Annotated in this window: 13 protein-coding genes; 10 read left to right on the top strand and 3 right to left on the bottom strand. The window is 44.6% G+C overall.

Going from position 1 to position 17,732, the window contains the following annotated elements; genetic code table 11:
- Positions 1–18 precede the first annotated feature (18 nt).
- The 7 genes from WBM60_RS08620 to WBM60_RS08650 are packed head-to-tail and all read left to right on the top strand — an operon-like array spanning position 19 to position 7,178.
- Positions 19–1,758, top strand: a complete 1,740-nt coding sequence (locus WBM60_RS08620) for a V-type ATP synthase subunit A (RefSeq protein WP_424282964.1) — start codon at positions 19–21, stop codon at positions 1,756–1,758.
- Positions 1,739–3,070 carry a V-type ATP synthase subunit B gene (locus tag WBM60_RS08625; protein ID WP_424282965.1) on the top strand — a complete coding sequence of 444 codons (1,332 nt, stop codon included), beginning with the start codon at positions 1,739–1,741 and terminating at the stop codon, positions 3,068–3,070. The genes WBM60_RS08620 and WBM60_RS08625 overlap by 20 nt, the downstream gene beginning before the upstream one ends.
- Complete coding sequence (locus tag WBM60_RS08630; protein ID WP_424282967.1) at positions 3,063–3,662, top strand: hypothetical protein; 600 nt, start codon at positions 3,063–3,065, stop codon at positions 3,660–3,662. The genes WBM60_RS08625 and WBM60_RS08630 overlap by 8 nt, the downstream gene beginning before the upstream one ends.
- The gene (locus WBM60_RS08635; RefSeq protein ID WP_424282968.1) at positions 3,659–4,237 is read left to right on the top strand and encodes a hypothetical protein; all 579 of its coding nucleotides are present in this window, start codon (positions 3,659–3,661) and stop codon (positions 4,235–4,237) included. The genes WBM60_RS08630 and WBM60_RS08635 overlap by 4 nt, the downstream gene beginning before the upstream one ends.
- The gene (locus WBM60_RS08640; RefSeq protein WP_424282969.1) at positions 4,227–4,838 is read left to right on the top strand and encodes a V-type ATP synthase subunit D; all 612 of its coding nucleotides are present in this window, start codon (positions 4,227–4,229) and stop codon (positions 4,836–4,838) included. Before WBM60_RS08635 ends, WBM60_RS08640 begins: the two co-directional genes overlap by 11 nt.
- Before the next feature lie 8 nt (positions 4,839–4,846).
- Positions 4,847–6,682, top strand: coding sequence for a V-type ATP synthase subunit I (locus WBM60_RS08645; RefSeq protein WP_424282970.1), 1,836 nt, complete (start codon positions 4,847–4,849; stop codon positions 6,680–6,682).
- A 28-nt stretch (positions 6,683–6,710) separates the two neighbouring features.
- Positions 6,711–7,178: a hypothetical protein gene (locus WBM60_RS08650; RefSeq protein ID WP_424282971.1), complete on the top strand. Its 468-nt coding sequence runs from the start codon at positions 6,711–6,713 to the stop codon at positions 7,176–7,178.
- Between the two features lie 12 nt (positions 7,179–7,190).
- On the opposite strand, the gene WBM60_RS08655 is transcribed toward WBM60_RS08650, so the two are convergent.
- Genes WBM60_RS08655 through WBM60_RS08665 form a run of 3 tightly spaced genes read right to left on the bottom strand, consistent with a single transcriptional unit; the run spans position 7,191 to position 12,982 of the window.
- Complete coding sequence (locus WBM60_RS08655; protein ID WP_424282972.1) at positions 7,191–9,290, bottom strand: amino acid permease; 2,100 nt, start codon at positions 9,288–9,290, stop codon at positions 7,191–7,193.
- Positions 9,291–9,335: 45 nt separating this feature from the next.
- Positions 9,336–10,145, bottom strand: a complete 810-nt coding sequence (locus tag WBM60_RS08660; RefSeq protein WP_424282973.1) for a universal stress protein — start codon at positions 10,143–10,145, stop codon at positions 9,336–9,338.
- 56 nt (positions 10,146–10,201) lie between these two features.
- On the bottom strand, positions 10,202–12,982 hold the full coding sequence (locus WBM60_RS08665; protein ID WP_424282974.1) for a cation-translocating P-type ATPase: 2,781 nt from the start codon (positions 12,980–12,982) through the stop codon (positions 10,202–10,204).
- A 142-nt stretch (positions 12,983–13,124) separates the two neighbouring features.
- Between WBM60_RS08665 and WBM60_RS08670 the strand changes: the two genes are divergently transcribed.
- The 3 genes from WBM60_RS08670 to WBM60_RS08680 all read left to right on the top strand — a co-directional run.
- Positions 13,125–13,805, top strand: a complete 681-nt coding sequence (locus tag WBM60_RS08670; protein ID WP_424259783.1) for a response regulator transcription factor — start codon at positions 13,125–13,127, stop codon at positions 13,803–13,805.
- Positions 13,802–15,052: a sensor histidine kinase gene (locus WBM60_RS08675; protein ID WP_424259782.1), complete on the top strand. Its 1,251-nt coding sequence runs from the start codon at positions 13,802–13,804 to the stop codon at positions 15,050–15,052. The genes WBM60_RS08670 and WBM60_RS08675 overlap by 4 nt, the downstream gene beginning before the upstream one ends.
- A 77-nt stretch (positions 15,053–15,129) precedes the next feature.
- On the top strand, positions 15,130–17,732 hold a 2,603-nt coding region (locus WBM60_RS08680), incomplete at its 3' end, for a phosphoenolpyruvate carboxylase (RefSeq protein ID WP_424282975.1).

Consider the following 17,732-nt stretch of genomic DNA (forward strand, 5'->3'; position numbering starts at 1 on the left):
ACGACCAAAAAAGTGAATATGACCAAAGGAAAAGTAGTTAGTGTCAACGAGTCGTTGGTAGGGGTTGAAATCATTAATGGAGCTGTAATCAATGGAGAAGTCGCCTATATTATTATCGAAGACGGAAAGCGGTTAAAATCGGAAGTGATCGATGTGAAACAGGGAGGCGTAGTATACTTGCAGGTTTTTGAGGATACGGGATGGATGAAGGTAGGCGATTCGGTGGTGTTCACCGGATTGCCCTTGGCCGCAAAATTGGGTCCAGGCATTCTGGGTTCTGTAACGGATGGACTCCAAAATCCTCTATACGAATTGGCCAAAAAAGAATGGTTTCTAGAAAGGGGAATTGAAGTAAGTCCACTGGATAATACCATCAAATGGCATTTTACCCCTACCGTCCGCAAGGGTGATACGGTGACCGGTGGTGCCGTGCTGGGCCACGTACCGGAGAAACTCTTTCAACACCACATTTTTGCGCCCTTTTCCATACAGGGCAGCCATACCGTGATAGATATTGTTTCAGTAGGTGACTATACCATAGATCAGACCATTGTCACCATCGAGGACAGTACAGGAAACGCACAAGAGTTACAAATGGCATTCGATTGGCCGGTAAAAAAGCCCATGCCCTTTTATGAGCGTTCCGTTCCCGAAAATCCCATGCCAACGGGCATACGGATCCTCGATGCCCTTTTTCCGATAGCCTTTGGGGGCACTGCCTGCAATCCCGGTCCCTTTGGGGCCGGCAAGACCGTTTTGCAACACAGTTTGGCTCGGCACTCTCAGGCAGATGTGGTGATCATAGCCGCCTGTGGTGAACGCGCCGGAGAGGCGGTTGAAGTGTTTAAAAGCTTTCCTGAACTTATTGATCCACGAACGGGAAAATCGTTGATGGACCGTACTTTTATTGTGGGGAACACCTCGTCCATGCCCGTCGCGGCGCGCGAGGCTTCAGTGTATTTGGCCACCACAGTGGGCGAATACTACCGAAAACAAGGGTTGAACGTGCTTATTCTGGCCGATTCCACCTCTCGTTGGGCACAGGCCTTGAGGGAAACCTCTGGACGAAAGGAAGAAATTCCCGGGCCTGAAGCTTTTCCCATGTACATTTCTACCTTGATTTCGGCCTTTTACGATCGCGCCGGGGTGGAATTGCTATCGGACGGAAAAACAGGTTCCCTGAGCATTATCGGAACCGTTTCGCCCGCCGGGGGCAACTTTGATGAACCCGTTACCCAAGCCACGCTATTGAGCACTGGAGTATTCTGGGGGCTTTCAAGGGTCTTGTCCGATGCCCGTAAATACCCAGCTATTGACCGTATTGACAGTACTTCTAAATATCCTTCACTCTTACAAAAAGAAGAAGTGGCCTATCTGTTGGAACTGCTTCGCGATGGCAAGTCCATCTCATCGAATATCCTTTTAATGGGCGAAAAAGGCATTACCGACGAATCTTATATCCGTTACCAAAAGTCAGAACTGTTGGATGCGGTATTCCTGCAACAAAATAGTTTTGATGAAGTGGACGGCGTGACCGATCCCGATCGCTTGCGCTTGATGTTCGATATGGTCAAGGAAGTCATCGATACACCGGTGAGCATAAAGGGGAAAGAAGAAATAAGATCCCACTTCAACTTTATAAGACAGGCCTTTCTCGATTGGAACTATATGAAACCTAATGAGGATGGTTTCGAAAAACAAAAAACGAAACTAGTGAACTTGGTTAAACAGCACGAACATGCTCCAAAAAACGTATGAGAATATAGATAGTATCGGCCGGGCCATTTTAAGTATCAAGGCCCAAGGGGTACATAACAAGGAATTGGCCGAAGTGATTTATCCCAACGGACAAAAGGCGTTCGCTCAGGTCATCGCCTTGGATGGCGACCACGTGACCCTACAGCTGTTCGGAGGTGGGTTTGGGGTCTCGACCAACTGCAAAATCCGTTTTCTGGGAAAACCTGTGCAAGTGGGATTTTCCGATGACATGCTCGGAAGGGTCTATTCGGGCAGCGGCCAGCCCATTGACGGCGGTCCCGAACTACTTTCCGATAGGGTTCGGGTGGCGGGGCCTTCCATCAATCCCGTAAAACGACTTATTCCCAAAGATATGATTCGTACCGGTGTGCCCATGATCGATGTGTTCAACACTTTGGTGCGCTCGCAAAAGATACCCATTTTCGCCAAGGCCGGTGAGCCTTATAACCGATTGTTGGCCAATATCGCTACCCAGACGGATGCTGATGTTATCATCATTGGCGGGGTGGGCCTAAAATATGACGAGTACCATTATTTTAGACAACGTATTGAAGATGCAGGCAGCAAGGACAAGACCATCATGTTCATACACACCCATAGGGATTCCATAGTGGAAGGACTTATGGTTCCCGATCTTGCTCTCGCCGTTGGGGAACGTTTTGCCCTTCAGGGAAAAAGCGTGTTCGTATTATTATCTGATATGACCCAATGGTCCGATTATCTGCGGCAGGTGGCCAATGCCCAAGATCAGATTCCGGCCAATCAGGGCTATCCAGGCGACTTGTATTCCCAATTGGCGAGCCGCTACGAAAAAGCGGCAGATATCGATGGGGCTGGCAGTTTGACCATTCTTGGGGTTACCACCATGGACGACGTGACCCATCCAGTGCCCGACAATACAGGCTATATCACCGAAGGACAGTTCTACATGAAAGACGGGTATTTGGAGCTGTTCGGTTCTTTGAGCCGGCTCAAACAACAAGTGAACGATAGAACCCGCCCCGACCACAGAAGTATCATGAATGCCATGGCACGATTGCTGTCGGAGGCCGAGGAACGGGTAAAGGCCCAAAAATTCGGTTCGGTCAAGGATGATTATTCCCTGCGATTGCTGGAATACAGAAAGACCTTCCAAAGGGAACTGATGGATCCGTTCCGCTATTTGGAATTGGAAGACGCGCTTGATCTGTGCTGGGACATCCTTGCCCAACATTTTAAAAAGGAAGAGGTAGGGCTGTCCACTAAACTGATTGAGGACTATTGGCCAGAAAAAGGGAAGTTCAAAATTTTAAAAGAGATGAGCCATGAGTGAGAATACCCTGGATAAATTGATCGCTACCCTGAAATCGGAAGCTATAGAGGCCGCCGATAAGGAAGCCAATCAAATTGTGGAAAACGCCGAGCAACGGGCCCATAAAATAGTCAAGGATGCGGAAGAAAAAAGAGCAGCGCTTCTAAACAATGCCGAGAAAGAAGCCCAAGCGACCCTCAACAAGGGGGAAGGTGCCCTAAAACAGGCGGCAAGAGATCTTACCGTCTTCGTCCGTAATGATTTGCTGAAACTGCTCAAAGCTGCACTGGAACAAGAAGTGGAGACCAACCTCAACCCAGACCTCATGGAAAAGGCCATTTTAAAGGTAGTAGAAAATGTGGGCAGCGGGGTAGTCTTAAAACTTCCCGAGGACATGGAAACGAAGCTGGCCGAAAAAATCAGGAAGCGATTGCAGGAATCGGACAATTTGGACTCCATTATCACGGATAAGACCTTACTCAAGGGGTTCGTTGTAACGAAAACCGACCAAGGATGGAGCTACCAGATTTCGCCAGAAGAAGTAGCCGAATTGTTAAATGCGCACCTGAGCCCAAAGTGGGTCGACATGCTTAAAAACGAATCGGACATATGATTACGGGAAACTTGGAATATATGATGAGTAGCCTACCATACCTGTCTTTTCAGGATACGGCGGAGGAACGTTCCAAGGTATTTTCCATCCTAAAAAAATATGCAAATCCATCGGAGTTAGGGAAAGACATTATTACTATTTTGGACGAAGAAGCCAGCAAGTTTATAAGCGCAAACGCCTACCGATTGTTTCAACAGATAGATTTGGCAACCATTCATGCTGAAGCCTTTCAAAAAAGTAAAAACAAGATCTTAGGCGCTTTTTCAAAATATGTGTATTCCCTTAAAAGAGACATCGAACAACTGCGTATTTCCCGAAAAAATGGATTGGAATCCACAACAAAAAAACCATCGTTGCCCTTGGTGCCCGGCACTCCGTTGGAAGAGGAAATCCAACTCCTTAAATGGCAATGGGACAAGCTCGAGGAACTTTCCATTGGGCATTATGCCGATTTTGGAGCCTTGGTCATTTACAAACTGAAATTGCTTCTACTGCTGCGATGGTGGGGCTTTGACCAAGAACAGGGCTTTGCCAATTTTTTGAACAGCACAAAAAAGACAGAACATGGCCGATAAGATTTTGATGAACAAAAATACCTTGGCGGCCTTAAAGTTGGAACTTAAGGAATACCATACCGCCTTGCCTGTTTTTGAAATGAAGGAACAAAAGCTGAAGGAGGTAGTACAGACCGTAGAAAACAATATTGCCCGATTGAAGCAAGCCATTACAGAAACCGATGAGAAGACAAAAGTATGGGTAGCGGTGATGGCCGAAGAAACTATTGACCTGTCCGAAATGACAAAGGTGGACCGTGTAATTACGAAAAAAAAGGAAATCGCCGGGGTGACCATTGAAATATTCGAAGACCTTGTTTTTGAAAATCAAGAAGTGGATCTTTTCAACACGCCCCTTTGGATAGATACGGCCATGGAAGTAATTCGTGATCAGAAGACCAATCGTACCCTGATGGAAATCGAGCAGCGCAATCTAGAACTGCTTTGGGAAGAACTGGCCGAGGCCCGAAGGATGAAAAATGCCCTAAAGGAAGTGTTCATTCCAGAAACGAAGGAAAATATTAGAAAAATCGAGATTTATTTGGGCGATGTGGAGCGGTTGGCCATCGGGTGTGCCAAACTAGTGAAAAAGAAAAAAGAGGAAAAAAAGGTATCGGCATGATCGTGAGGATGAAAGAAATATTGCTTTTTACCACCGCACGTACGGTGGATGATACCATACTGCAACTGGGTAAACTGGGTGTAGTGGATATCAAGGAAATAAATCAGCTTGGAAACGGCACACTGGAAAGACGCATGGAAGCTGTTGAGCGTACCGAAAGTGCTATCGCTGTTCTCAATGACTATGTGAAAAAGAAAAATGATACCGCAGACCGTAAAAAATATTCGGCCAATGATCCCAAGCAGCTTGTAGAGCGTGTCCTGCAAACGGAGGATATCAGACAAAAAGGTCAAGAAACACTCGAAGACCTACGTCAACAACGCACTTGGTATGAAACCTGGGGCACCAAGGTTCGGGTAAGGGACATTGCCTTCTTGGAGAAAAAAGGAATATTTCTTCGGTTGTATTTGTTGGATAAATCGGTGGCAGCTTCCTTGGGCCAAAAACATACCTTGATAAAGCTCCCGGAACGCAATGGAAAGGTTCCCACGGTTTTGATTGCAAGAAATGAATCAGAGAAACTGAACCTTAAGGAAGAATCCTTGCCCAAATTGTCCTTTGAAGACATAAAGCAACAAATTGATAGAAAAGAACGGCAACTGGCAGAGGTGGAACATTTTTTGGAAGACCAGGCCGAAAATATAGCATGGCTCGATGACTATTACCTGCTTTTAAAAGACCGCCTGGGCATGCAACAAGCCTTTGAAGGCATGGGCGATATCGAGGGAAAGCTAAAATATCTGAAAGGATACATTCCCTGCACTACCGTGGACGATTTTGTGGCCGTGGCCGAGTCGAACCATTGGGGATATCACATTGCAGACCCAGAAAAACCTGAGGATGTACCTGTCTATATCAAAAATCCGAAATGGATCGGCATCATCAATCCCGTGATGAAATTCATTGATATCGTACCGGGGTACAAAGAAGTGGACGTCTCCATTTACTTTTTGGTAGCTTTTGCGTTATTTTTTGCCATGTTGGTAGGTGATGCAGGCTATGGATTAATCTTCCTCTTGGTCACTTTCCTGTTACGAAAAAAATTAACGGGGCAAATGCAGATCTTGATTTACGTGTTGAGCGGGGCCACCATTATCTGGGGCGTATTGAGCGGCACCTATTTTGGGTCGGAACAGCTAGCGGCACTTCCTTTTTTGAACGACCTGATCATTCCTGAGATTGCAAGCTTTGGAGTGGATAATATTTCGTTTATGATGCATCTATCGTTTTTGATTGGGGCCGTTCACTTGACCATTGCCCACGGCATTCGGGTATTTCAGTTCATTAATTCGATCAAGGCACTTAGCGAAGTGGGTTGGATCGGTTTAGTCTGGGGCCTCTTTTTGATTACCGAACAATTGGTGTTGGGGAAGCCCATGCCGGACTGGGGTATTTGGCTTTTTGTGGGGGGAGCGATTTTGGTAGCACTTTTTTCCGTGGAAAGCAAAAACTTTTTCAAAAGTATGGGGGTGTCCCTGGCCAACCTTCCGCTGAGCTTGATCAGCGGGTTCTCGGACATTGTCTCTTACGTGCGTCTTTTTGCCGTGGGAATGGCTACAGCGGCGGTAGCGGCCAGCTTTAACAACATGATATTGCCCGAAGGAACAGCGGGTATGGGCATCATCAACTTGATCATGGCGGCCATTGCGTTGCTTTTGGGCCATGGTTTGAACATTGCCTTGGCCCTTATGGCCGTGATGGTGCACGGTATACGATTGAATATGTTGGAGTTTGCAGGCCATCTGGGCGTTCAGTTTTCGGGTGAAGCCTATAAACCCTTTAAACTGATTTCCCCAGAAAATGGACAAAAAAATAGTACGGGAACATCCGTTTCCACAGGATAAAATGATAACAGCAATAAAACAATAGATTATGATAGATTTGGCAATTTTGACAACAACAGTATCAGGACTAGGCGATATGGGAATGTCCCTAGCTATCGCTTCAATAGGGTCGGCAATAGGAACGGGAATAGCGGGTATGGCGGCCATCGGGGCTTGGAAAAAAATGATTACGAGTGGACAGAAGGCGGCAACGGCCCTCCTCATTTTTGTAGGGGCACCCCTCTCACAGGTCATCTATGGCATGATTCTTAAAAATGCCATTGCAGATGCCAATCTCGCCCCTGACACTTACATCTGGCAAGTTATTATTGGGCTTGTGGCCGGTGCGGCCATGGCGGGTTCGGCCATCTTTCAAGGAAAGACGGGCGCAAGGGCCTGTGATGCCATTGCCTCGGGCGCAAGTGATGTTGCAAAATACATCATGATTATCGGAATCGTGGAAACCGTTGCCTTGTTTGTCATGATATTCACGATGACCGGATTGCCAACTGTGTGATACTAATGCCGTCTATTTTGACAAAACAAATTTATCATAAAGGGTATTTATCGATCTAGGTTCGCCAACAATGGTAAGCACATCGTTTTCAAGAAGCACGGTATTGCCTTTGGGGGCAAAGGAGGTATTGTTACGATCTATAAAAACGACCAACACATCTTTGGGAAGGCTTACTTCCATTAGTTTTTTATTGATGAGTATATGCGACGGTCCGTTCTTTGCCAATGAAAAAGAGATATAGTGCTTGTCATGCAAAAGATACTCGACGATCTTTCTTGCCGTTTTAGCAGAAAAAACGTCTTTGATAAAGTGGTCGCGTTCCGCAATATTCAAAATACTCGATAACATACGAAGCTGCTCTTTTGGATCGTTCTCATCGTTTACGAGGAAAAAGAAAATTCTTATGTTTTCCTTGCTGATTATCCCGTCTTTTTCGATAGGTTTTTCAATGCCCTCTGCGCACATTGCAATATGGAGGACTGGATGAATTATATCAGGTTGTTTGGCATAAAGGAGTGAAACTTCGGGAATGACCAAAGCGGGATCTATCGGGGTCGTTTTTAGGAATTCTTCACATAAATTTTTACCATCAATATTCAATTCAAGTGCCATGGAATTTGCCACTTCTTGTACCAAATCTTCAAATAATGTGTTATCAACAATATGTATTTGTGAACGAACAACGGTCTGGTTGAACGTATCATCTTGACGCAGCCCTTTCTCCCGCAAAATCATCATAAACTCATTTTCCAGTTCATCGTGTTGATGTTTGCCCAACAGCGCAAACCAGTGATAAATAGCCCCTTCCCTTTTTACTTTCGAGCGCACGAAGAACATATACCATAAATATGCTAGAATGATGGTCGCCAAAGTGAACGCCAACGCTTCCCATCCCATATAAAACATTAGGGCGAGTGAAGAAATAATACCGAATATTTGCATCCACGGATAAAGGGGCGAGTGATAACCGGGGTCGTAAGAAGCAATTTTACTGTTTCTGAAAACGATGACCGAAAAGTTTATGACCATGAATATGAACAATTGAAAGGTACTTGCCAATTTAACGATGCCCTCTTCGGTGAGTACTATAATAAACAGTACGATCAATGCTGCAGTAAGCAGAATGGCCGGTACAGGTGTTCCCCAACGACTAATTCTGCTGAATTTTTTCGAGAATAATTTGTCCCGCCCCATGGCCAATGGATAACGTGAAGTGGCCAGCATGCCCGCATTTCCAGTAGAAGCAAAGGCGAACAAAGCGGCTATGACAATAATATACAATCCCGTTTTTTCCGGTAACCAACCGAATAAATGCTCCACCGCGGTAGCTGCGGGCGAAAGGTCTTTAGAAAGAGCCTCATTACCAATTACCGATACCATAACAAAAACACCGAGCACATAGATCAATGCGGTGACCAATAGCGACAATCCCATTCCCAAGGGTATATTCCGTTCGGGGTTTTTGATTTCTTCGGCAACGCTTGCTATTTGCGTCAATCCCAAATAAGAGACAAAAACGAAACCAGTCGTAAAAACAAGGCCATCAAGCCCCCCGGTAATAAAAGGATTATAATCATTCTCATCAAACGCAATGGGTGGGTTGTTTCCAGAAAAAATGTTCCAAAAACCATCGACAATAAAGGCCCCTAATACGATCAGTAACCCAATCACGAATATTTTTTGAATACCCGAGGATTTTCGTGCCCCGAATATGTTCAGAATTGCAAAAAGTATGGCAAAGACCACTGCCGTTTCTTTTATTGGAATATCCCAAAATATGGCACCGTAGGCACCAATGCCGACAAGTGCAAAGGCTGTTTTTAAAAGAAGGGCGATATATGTTCCGATGCCGCCAATGGTACCCACCATCGGCCCCAGGCTTCGGTCAAGAAAGAAATAAGCTCCGCCCGATCGCGGCAAGGCTGTGGATATTTCGGCTACACTGAACATTGAAGGCATTATTAGAATACCTGCAAGAAAATAGGCCAAAATTACAGATGGCCCGGTGTATTGGGCGGCCAGGCCGGGTAACAAAAAAAAGCCCGAACTGAACATGGCCCCTGTGCTTACGGCGAATACGTCAAATAACCCTAATTCTTTTTTTAGTTTCACAGTTCACTTTTTGTATGGTTTCTTTTAATCGAAACAGGTATCTGTCTAAACTTCCGGCAATATCAATAGCGGAACTTGATTGCTGAAAACCTGGGTTTTTGTAACGCTTTTCTGAAAAAGGCTTTTAAAAATGCCCTTTTCCCTGCGTATCATGCACAATAGGTCACAGCCTTCTTCTCGAATAAATTGGCCAATGGTTTCATTGATGCCTTTTGACATTGGCACTTCGCGAAAAATCGTTTCCACCCCATCAATATTTAAATTCGACATCTTATCTGTACTTTTTTTTGAATCTGTTTTGACGTTTAACAGGGTCACTTCAGCTCCGAATTTAGATGCCAACTTTTGGAGGGGCGAAAGCACATCTGGCACAAGGTCGTTTTTGTCAATTGCTAGGACAATATTTCCGAGCTGGTGCAAAGTGTGTTCGGGCGGGACGATCAACACAGGTACTTTTGCCATATCCAATGCAGTGGCGGCAACACTTCCGAAAAACACCTTTGTCATTCCCGAAGCACCTTTACTGCCCATTACAATCATATCGATTTGATGCGTTACGACCTTTATTTTGAAGAGGGTAAAAATACTGTCCTCCTCAACGAATGTTCGAATCGACAACCCTTTCTCCGTTATTTTTTCCTTGAATTTCAACATTGTTCTTTCCATTTCACGCCATACCTTTTTTGTATAAGGTTGATCGTACTTTGGAAAATTATGGTCGTAATTAAAACTGTCAAATGAATAAATATGGTACAGATAAATTTCGCTTTTGAACCCGGCGGCCATTTCAATCGCATATTGTAGTGCATTGTCGGCAACGGGCGAAAAATCGGTAGGAACAAGAATTTTTTTCATAGTTGTATATTTTTTATTAATCAAAAAATGGGCGTAGCCCATCCCAGCCAAACCTGTTACTTAGCATGTTTTGGGCCGCTGCGGTTAAACCGGATCGCCACCTTGCTCAATTCCATGATGACCAAGCCGATACTTGAAACTGCGATGATTTTCCACCAGTCGTTCCATTGGAGCGAAACCGTTTTGAAAATAGATTGCATCGGCGCCCAATAAACCACCATCAGATGCAATAAGATCGAAAGGGCGACCCCGCCTAACAACCATAAATTGGTGAAAGGATTCAGTTTTTTGAGCGAAGGCGTCAAAGAGCGGCTACTCATTACCGCGAACATCTGGATGAAAACCAGGGTGGTGAATGCGACCGTTCGGGCATAGTGTAAGCCGAACTCCAAATATTCGTTGAACAAATACAATGTGCCTAAGGCCATCACAATGCCCATAATGATAATGGAGATAAACCTCTTTCCGTTGATGGGTCTTTCATCTGGCCTTCGGGGTGAGCGTTCCATAATGTTGTCTTCGGCCGTTTCAAAGCCCAATCCTAAAGCGGGAATGGCATCGGTCAAGAGGTTGATCATTAAAATCTGAAGGGGAATTAACGGCAGAGGGAGTTGCAGCAAAATCGAGAGCAAGATGACCAAGATCTCACCCGTATTACAGGACAGCAAATACTTGGCCGACTTGATGACCTTGTCGTAGACATTGCGCCCTTCTCCAATAGCATTAACGATAGTGTTGAAATTGTCGTCGGTGAGGATAGCATCTGCCACCTCTTTGGAAACATCTGTCCCCGTGATGCCCATAGTGATGCCGATGTCGGCTTTTTTAAGTGCTGGGGCATCGTTGATGCCGTCTCCTGTCATCGAAACCACGTGTCCTTTCTTTTGTAGGGCCTCGACGATTTTCAGTTTTTGTACGGGCAGTACCCGTGCCGCTACCCTCACCCGGTCGATGACCTCGACCAACTCCTTTTCCGGCATTCTTTCTATCTCTTTTCCGGTTAGTGTCATATCACCTATCTTATACAGACCAATCTGTTTGGCTATGGCCCTGGCGGTAGTTTCATGGTCACCGGTTATCATCATTAGACTGATGCCAGCGGTATGGCAGCGGGCGATAGCCTCTTTAACCCCTTCACGAGGTGGATCGATGATGCCAGCCAACCCAACGAAGATGAGGTCTTTTTCAACCAATCTGATTTTATGCACAAAATTGTCGGGAATCTCTCGATAGGCAAGGGCTATCACGCGCAGTGCATTTTCTGCGAAAGACTGATTGGCGCCTATTATCTTTTTTCGGTCAAATTCAGTCAGGGGCCTTACCGTCCCATGGTCATAAATCCGGGTGCAGGATTCCAGTAAAAAATCTGGTGCACCTTTCACGAAAGCCTCTGTGCGCCCTTCCTGATTGTTGTTATAAATGACCGACATCATCTTCCGGTCAGAATCGAACGGCAGCTCTGCTTGGAATTTAAAATATGGCTCAAAATGGGAGCGCTCAAATTTTGCCTTTTTACTGGCGGCCAAAAGGGCAACGTCGGTGGGGTTGCCGTTCACCATTTTCTTTGCCCCGTTGCCGTTTTCTTTGGCATTGTTGCACAAAAAGGCGATTCGGAAAAAGGGTTCCATTCCCGCTGGGTTGATGACCTTGCCCCCCACACTGAACCCGCTGTAGGCATCTATGTTGATAGTTTGGCCATTGAAAAAAGCACGAGTGACTGACATTTGGTTTTGGGTAATAGTCCCGGTTTTGTCGGAGCAGATGACCGTTGCTGCCCCCAGGCTTTCGGCGGCCGGTAGTTTTTTGACCAACATGTTGAACTTGGCAAGTAGTTTACTGCCCATTGATAGACCTATGGTAACGATAGTTGGGAGTGCAACGGGCACCGTGGCCACAGCCAAAGCCAGTGCAAAGACCAGCATTTCTAATAATGAAAGTGTGCCTAACAACATCCCGGAAACAAACACGATAAAGATGAGAACTACAGCTGCTATACCAATATGACGGGCCAACTGGTCAAATTTTTTCTGCAAAGGGGTCTGGATTTTTTGGGTGTCCTGAAGAGAGGAGGAGATTTTACCAAACTCGGTTTGCATTCCTGTTCTGGCTACGAATGCCTTGGCCTTACCATACGTAACGACCGTTCCCATAAATGCCATATTGTGCTGGTCGGCAATTGGCGCATCCGCATTGGCGGGAGATATCTTTTTTTGGACCGGCAGAGATTCTCCGGTGAGCGAGGCTTCGTCAACCTGAAGGCTTGCCAATTCTATCAGCCGTGAATCGGCAGGGATAATATCCCCCGCCTCCAGCAGTATAATATCTCCCGGCACTAATTTACTGGCCGGGACTTTCTGTTCTTCTCCATCACGTATAGCCAAGGCCATCGGGGCAGTTAATTCTTGTAGTGCCTCCATTGCCTTTTCCGCCCGGTATTCTTGCACAAAGCCCAGAATAGCATTTAATAAAACGATGGCGAACATTGCTATTCCCTCTATCATCTCACCAATGGAAACAGATAGTACCCCTGCCAAAATCAGCAGGATAAGCAGGGGATCTTTAAATTGGTCAAGAAAAAAGACCAGGGCCGATTTTTTTTGCTCCCTTAAGATTTTATTGAGGCCGTATTTCTTTAATCTTTTTTTTGCTTCAAGTGAAGTCAATCCCGAGAAACTGCTGCCCAAGTTTTTTACAGTTTTATCTACACTAAATTGATGAATGTTGGCTCCGGTATTGGCAGATTCTATCATTCTTCTACGTTCTTGTTTTACTTTTAATAAAAGGACAAATCCTTTAGGAAAATTTAAGAAGCCAAACCTTTGTGATAAGTTTCCCATATGTTTGCCGGAACTTCTTTTTCAAGATTATTAGTAATCTTAAATTTTTCTAAAGAAACTACGATTGGATTTATTAATATTGCCTTATTTCAGAGATTAATCGTATTTCCTTATTGAAAAGAATGAAGAACCCGTAACAGTAATGAAGGTACTTGTAATAGAAGATAATGTTGAACTGCTAAAGGACATCAAAAATTTTTTGGAGGAGGAAGGGAACATCTGTGAAATTGCCCCCGACTATCGGTCTGCGAATGATAAAATAGGATATTTTCCATATGATGTTTTGGTCGTTGACATTATGTTACCCGACGGCAATGGTTTAGATATCATCAGAGCGGTGAAAGAGGAAAACATCGATGTGGGCATTATCATTATTTCTGCAAAGAACTCCCTGAGCGATAAAATACATGGATTGGAAATAGGGGCGGATGACTATTTGACCAAGCCTTTTTACTTAGCAGAGTTCAATGCAAGAATCAAAGCACTTTACCGAAGAAAAGCTTACCATGGCAGTAGGGAAATTCATTTCAACGAAATCAAGATCAAACCAGATAGCCATGAAGTCTTTGTAAATGACCACCTTATGAACCTTACCAAAAAAGAGTTTGATATTATCCATTTTTTTGTGGTCAACAGACACCGCCTCTTGACAAAAGAGGCCATTGCCGAACATCTTTGGGGCGACGATATAGAAATGGCCGATTCCTATAAATTCATCTACACCCATTTAGCCAATCTGCGAAAAAAAATTGCCGAATCGGGGGGTAACGACTACATTCAATCTATCTATAGTGTTGGATATAAATTCACCGATCGCGAATGAAACTCGTTAGAAAGACCAATACGTACTACCTCGTTTTTCTGATTATGCTCTTTCCGATCATGATCGCGGTAGATTATTTCCTGATCCAATACTTGGTAAACAACGAGGTACAGGAAACACTTCTTCATGAGCGTGAACGCATCGACTATCACCTCGCCAAGGATGGTGCGCTTCCCGCCTCGAACTATTTATTCGAGACCACGCTTGTGAGCGAAGATTTTGAAATCGACCGAGCATTCAAGGACACGCTGCTCTTTGAAGCCTATGCCGACAAAATGGTGCCTTATCGAATGTATGAATTTACGTCATCCATCGACTCCCGACCGGTCAAAATCACGCTCAAGCACGTTTTGTTGGAAATCAATGAACTGATCTGGTTGCTTTTTCTCTCAACGAGTTTCATCATTTTGCTATTGTTCGTAGGGCTTTATTTTATCAATTGGAAAATATATAATTGGGCATGGAATCCCTTCTTCGAAAATTTATCGAAGCTCATAGAATATGATGTGACCCAAAAGGAACCAATTCAACTTGAAACTCCAAGGATTACCGAGTTCGAAGAGCTTAATGAGGTAATCACGATATTGATAGATCAGGTAAAAAAAGATTTCCAGAACCTGAAAGAATTCAACGAGAATATTTCTCACGAGATACAGACCCCTTTGGCCGTCATCAGAAACAAAGTGGTGTTGCTATTGGAAAGTAAAAACTTGGATCAAAAAGAATTGGAACGCATACAGGCCGTCTATCAAGAAACCAATAAACTTTCCAAAATCGGGAAATCGCTGACCTTGATCTCTAGAATCGAAAATCAAGAATTTAAGCGATTAGACCCTGTGGACTTAAGAGTCAGTATCGAGAATATCCTCAGCAATATGGAGGAGATCATAAATTTTAAACATCTCGAAGTATCCATGGAACTACATCCCGTAACCGTGGAGTGCGATCATATTCTAGTCGACATCTTGTTTACCAACCTCATCAAAAATGCCGTGCAGCATAATAAAGAAGGGGGATCCATAAAAATGATATTGAACAAAGAAAAATTTGAGATTACCAATACGGGTGAGGCTTCTGAAATAGCTACGGAAAAATTGTTCAGCCGTTTTCAAAAAGGTAGCTCGGCAAAAGAATCCCTTGGACTTGGCTTGGCCATCAATCAAAAAATATGTGAAATCTATGGATTTCGCTTGGACTATGGCCGAACTGGGGAAATGCACACTTTTTCCTTGTTTTTTAAGAATTAATGACTTGAAAGTTTCATGAGTGGCTTCAGAAAATACAGTACAATGTAATAATTCAGTTTAAACGTATATTATGATCCATGGAAAAGAAAACGCTAGAGCTCGAAGGGCTACAAAAAATCAAAAAAGATTACTCCTATTTAATCAATGTGTTCAAAGAAATGTTGCAATCGTTGGGCGAAGATACACTTGCGGGTATGATTACTTCAGAAGACGTCACCCCGGTGAAAAGGAAAGCCAACGTAGCAGACGAAAAATTGGCCCAGGCCCTTGGCATCTCCTTTGAGTTGCTCAACCTTGTGGAAGAAAACGCCGCCACGCAATTTCGCAGGCGAACTGAGACCCAATTAGGTTTGGAGACTACCCGTGGATCTTGGGCGGAAACACTCAAATTATGGAAGAGATCCGAGATCAGCGAGCAAGAAGCAGCGAACTTACTACCAAAGATTAACGTAATGCCCGTATTGACCGCCCATCCTACTGAGGCAAAAAGGCTGACCGTGTTGAATATTCACAGGGAACTTTACATGCTCTTGGTAAAAAAAGAAAATCCGCTTTGGTCGGCTTCTGAACGAGCAGTTATCACGGAAGAAATCAAAGGTGTATTGCAGCGTTGGTGGCGTACAGGGGAAATCTATCTCGAAAAACCCAGACTCACCGATGAGCGCAGCAATGTCATGCATTACTTTGTCAATGTGTTCCCAAAAGTGCTGCATTTGACCGACCAGCGTTTGCTCGATGCGTGGAAATATGTCGGCTTCTCTTCAGAATTACTTGAAGGGCCAGAACAGTTTCCCACCCTACAGTTCGGTAGCTGGGTCGGCGGGGATCGTGACGGGCATCCTTATGTTACTCCTGCTTTCACCGCTGAAACCTTGCAACTACATCGGCAAGCAGCATTGAAGATTATCAGGAATAAATTGGTCCAATTAGCACGTAAGCTCAGTTTTTCCGAATTTCTGAACGACATTCCATCTGAGTTTTTATCCGATATTGCATCCCAGGTCGAAATTCTTGGAGAGGCGGGTCAAAAAGCCCTAAAACGCAACCCCTCGGAACCCTTGCGACAGTTCATCAATTTATTGTTGGCCCGTTTGGACAACACTATGGCAGAACGTTTTGAGCTTGCTGACGACAGTTTTTATGAACGGCCAGATGATTTATCATCCCAATTAATAAAGCTGAGGAAGGTCTTGAATCATTTGAAGGCAGGTGGTATAGCGAAACAACATTTGTTTCCTGTGGAACGTGTTTTGTACTGCTTTGGCTTCCATTTGGCTAAGCTCGACATACGGCAGAACAGTGCTTATCACGAAAAAGCTATGGATCAGATACTGCAAGCTTCGGACTTTGCAGATTCGGATTATTCAACTTGGAACGAGGAAAAAAGACTATCATTTATCAACCAAGAGCTACAAAGCAATCGCCCTTTTGTAAGAGCAGGAACTTCATGTGGGCCTGAAGCGGATAATGTATTGGGATATTTTAGGGAGGTTAAAAATTATGTGAATCGGTATGGAACGGACGGTATTGGCTCCGTAATCGTCAGTATGACACGTAGTTTAAGTGATTTATTGGTGGTCTTTCTGTTTTTACGAGAGGTTGGCCTTCAAGATGCCGGTCTTCCTGTGGTGCCACTTTTGGAGACCATTGATGACCTCATAGCGGGACCTAAAATTCTGGAGGCTTTCTTGACCCATCCCTTTGTGCAAAAGAAGCGCAATGATACATCCCCATTCGTTCAAGAAGTGATGTTGGGGTACAGCGATAGCAACAAAGATGGAGGCATATTGACAAGTCGATGGAATATTTATGAGGCTGAGGAAAAACTTACGGAAGTTGGCCGCTGTCACGGGGCAGAACTCCGATTTTTCCATGGCCGTGGTGGAACTATTAGCAGGGGAGGCGGAAAGATCCATCGCTTTTTAGAAAGTATGCCACCTGGATCCATGAGTGGTCATATTAAAATGACTGTGCAGGGGGAAACTATTGCAAATCAATTTGCAAATCGCCTGAACGCCAGTTATAATCTAGAAATGTTTATTTCGGGTACGGCTCGACAGGCGATGTTATCATCGGAAAAACGTAAAAAGCAAAAGCGCTATGACATTATGGATCGGCTGGTCGCTATGGCACGTAAGAAGTACCGGGAATTACTGGACCACCCTAAGTTCATCGAATTCTACAGCCACGCCACCCCCATAGACGTATTGGAACAAAGTAAAATCGGTTCCAGGCCTGCGCGAAGAACAGGCCAGCGATCTCTTAATGATCTTCGCTCGATTCCTTGGGTGTTCAGCTGGAACCAATCACGGTTCAACCTCACCGGATGGTATGGTACAGGTACTGCCCTCAGTACGTTCAAAGAACAATACCCTGAGGATTTTGAGTATTTAAAAACTCTTGCCCAAGAATGGCCTTTCTTGAAATATGGTCTGATTCAAATTGAAACGAATCTTCTGAATTCAGACATCGATATCATGAAGGTTTTTGCCGATTTAGTAGCCGATACTGGGACCAAAAGCGAACTGATGGAACTTATTCTGACTGATTATGAGGCTTGCTTGGAAGAATTTGAAAACCTTATGGGTGCATCGGTCGAAGAGCGAAGAATATCCAGGCTCGAGAACAACAAGCTTAGGCATGGCCCATTGAGAATGTTGCACGGAATACAGATACAATC

This window comes from Eudoraea sp. (assembly GCF_049669105.1).
Classification (GTDB): domain Bacteria; phylum Bacteroidota; class Bacteroidia; order Flavobacteriales; family Flavobacteriaceae; genus Eudoraea.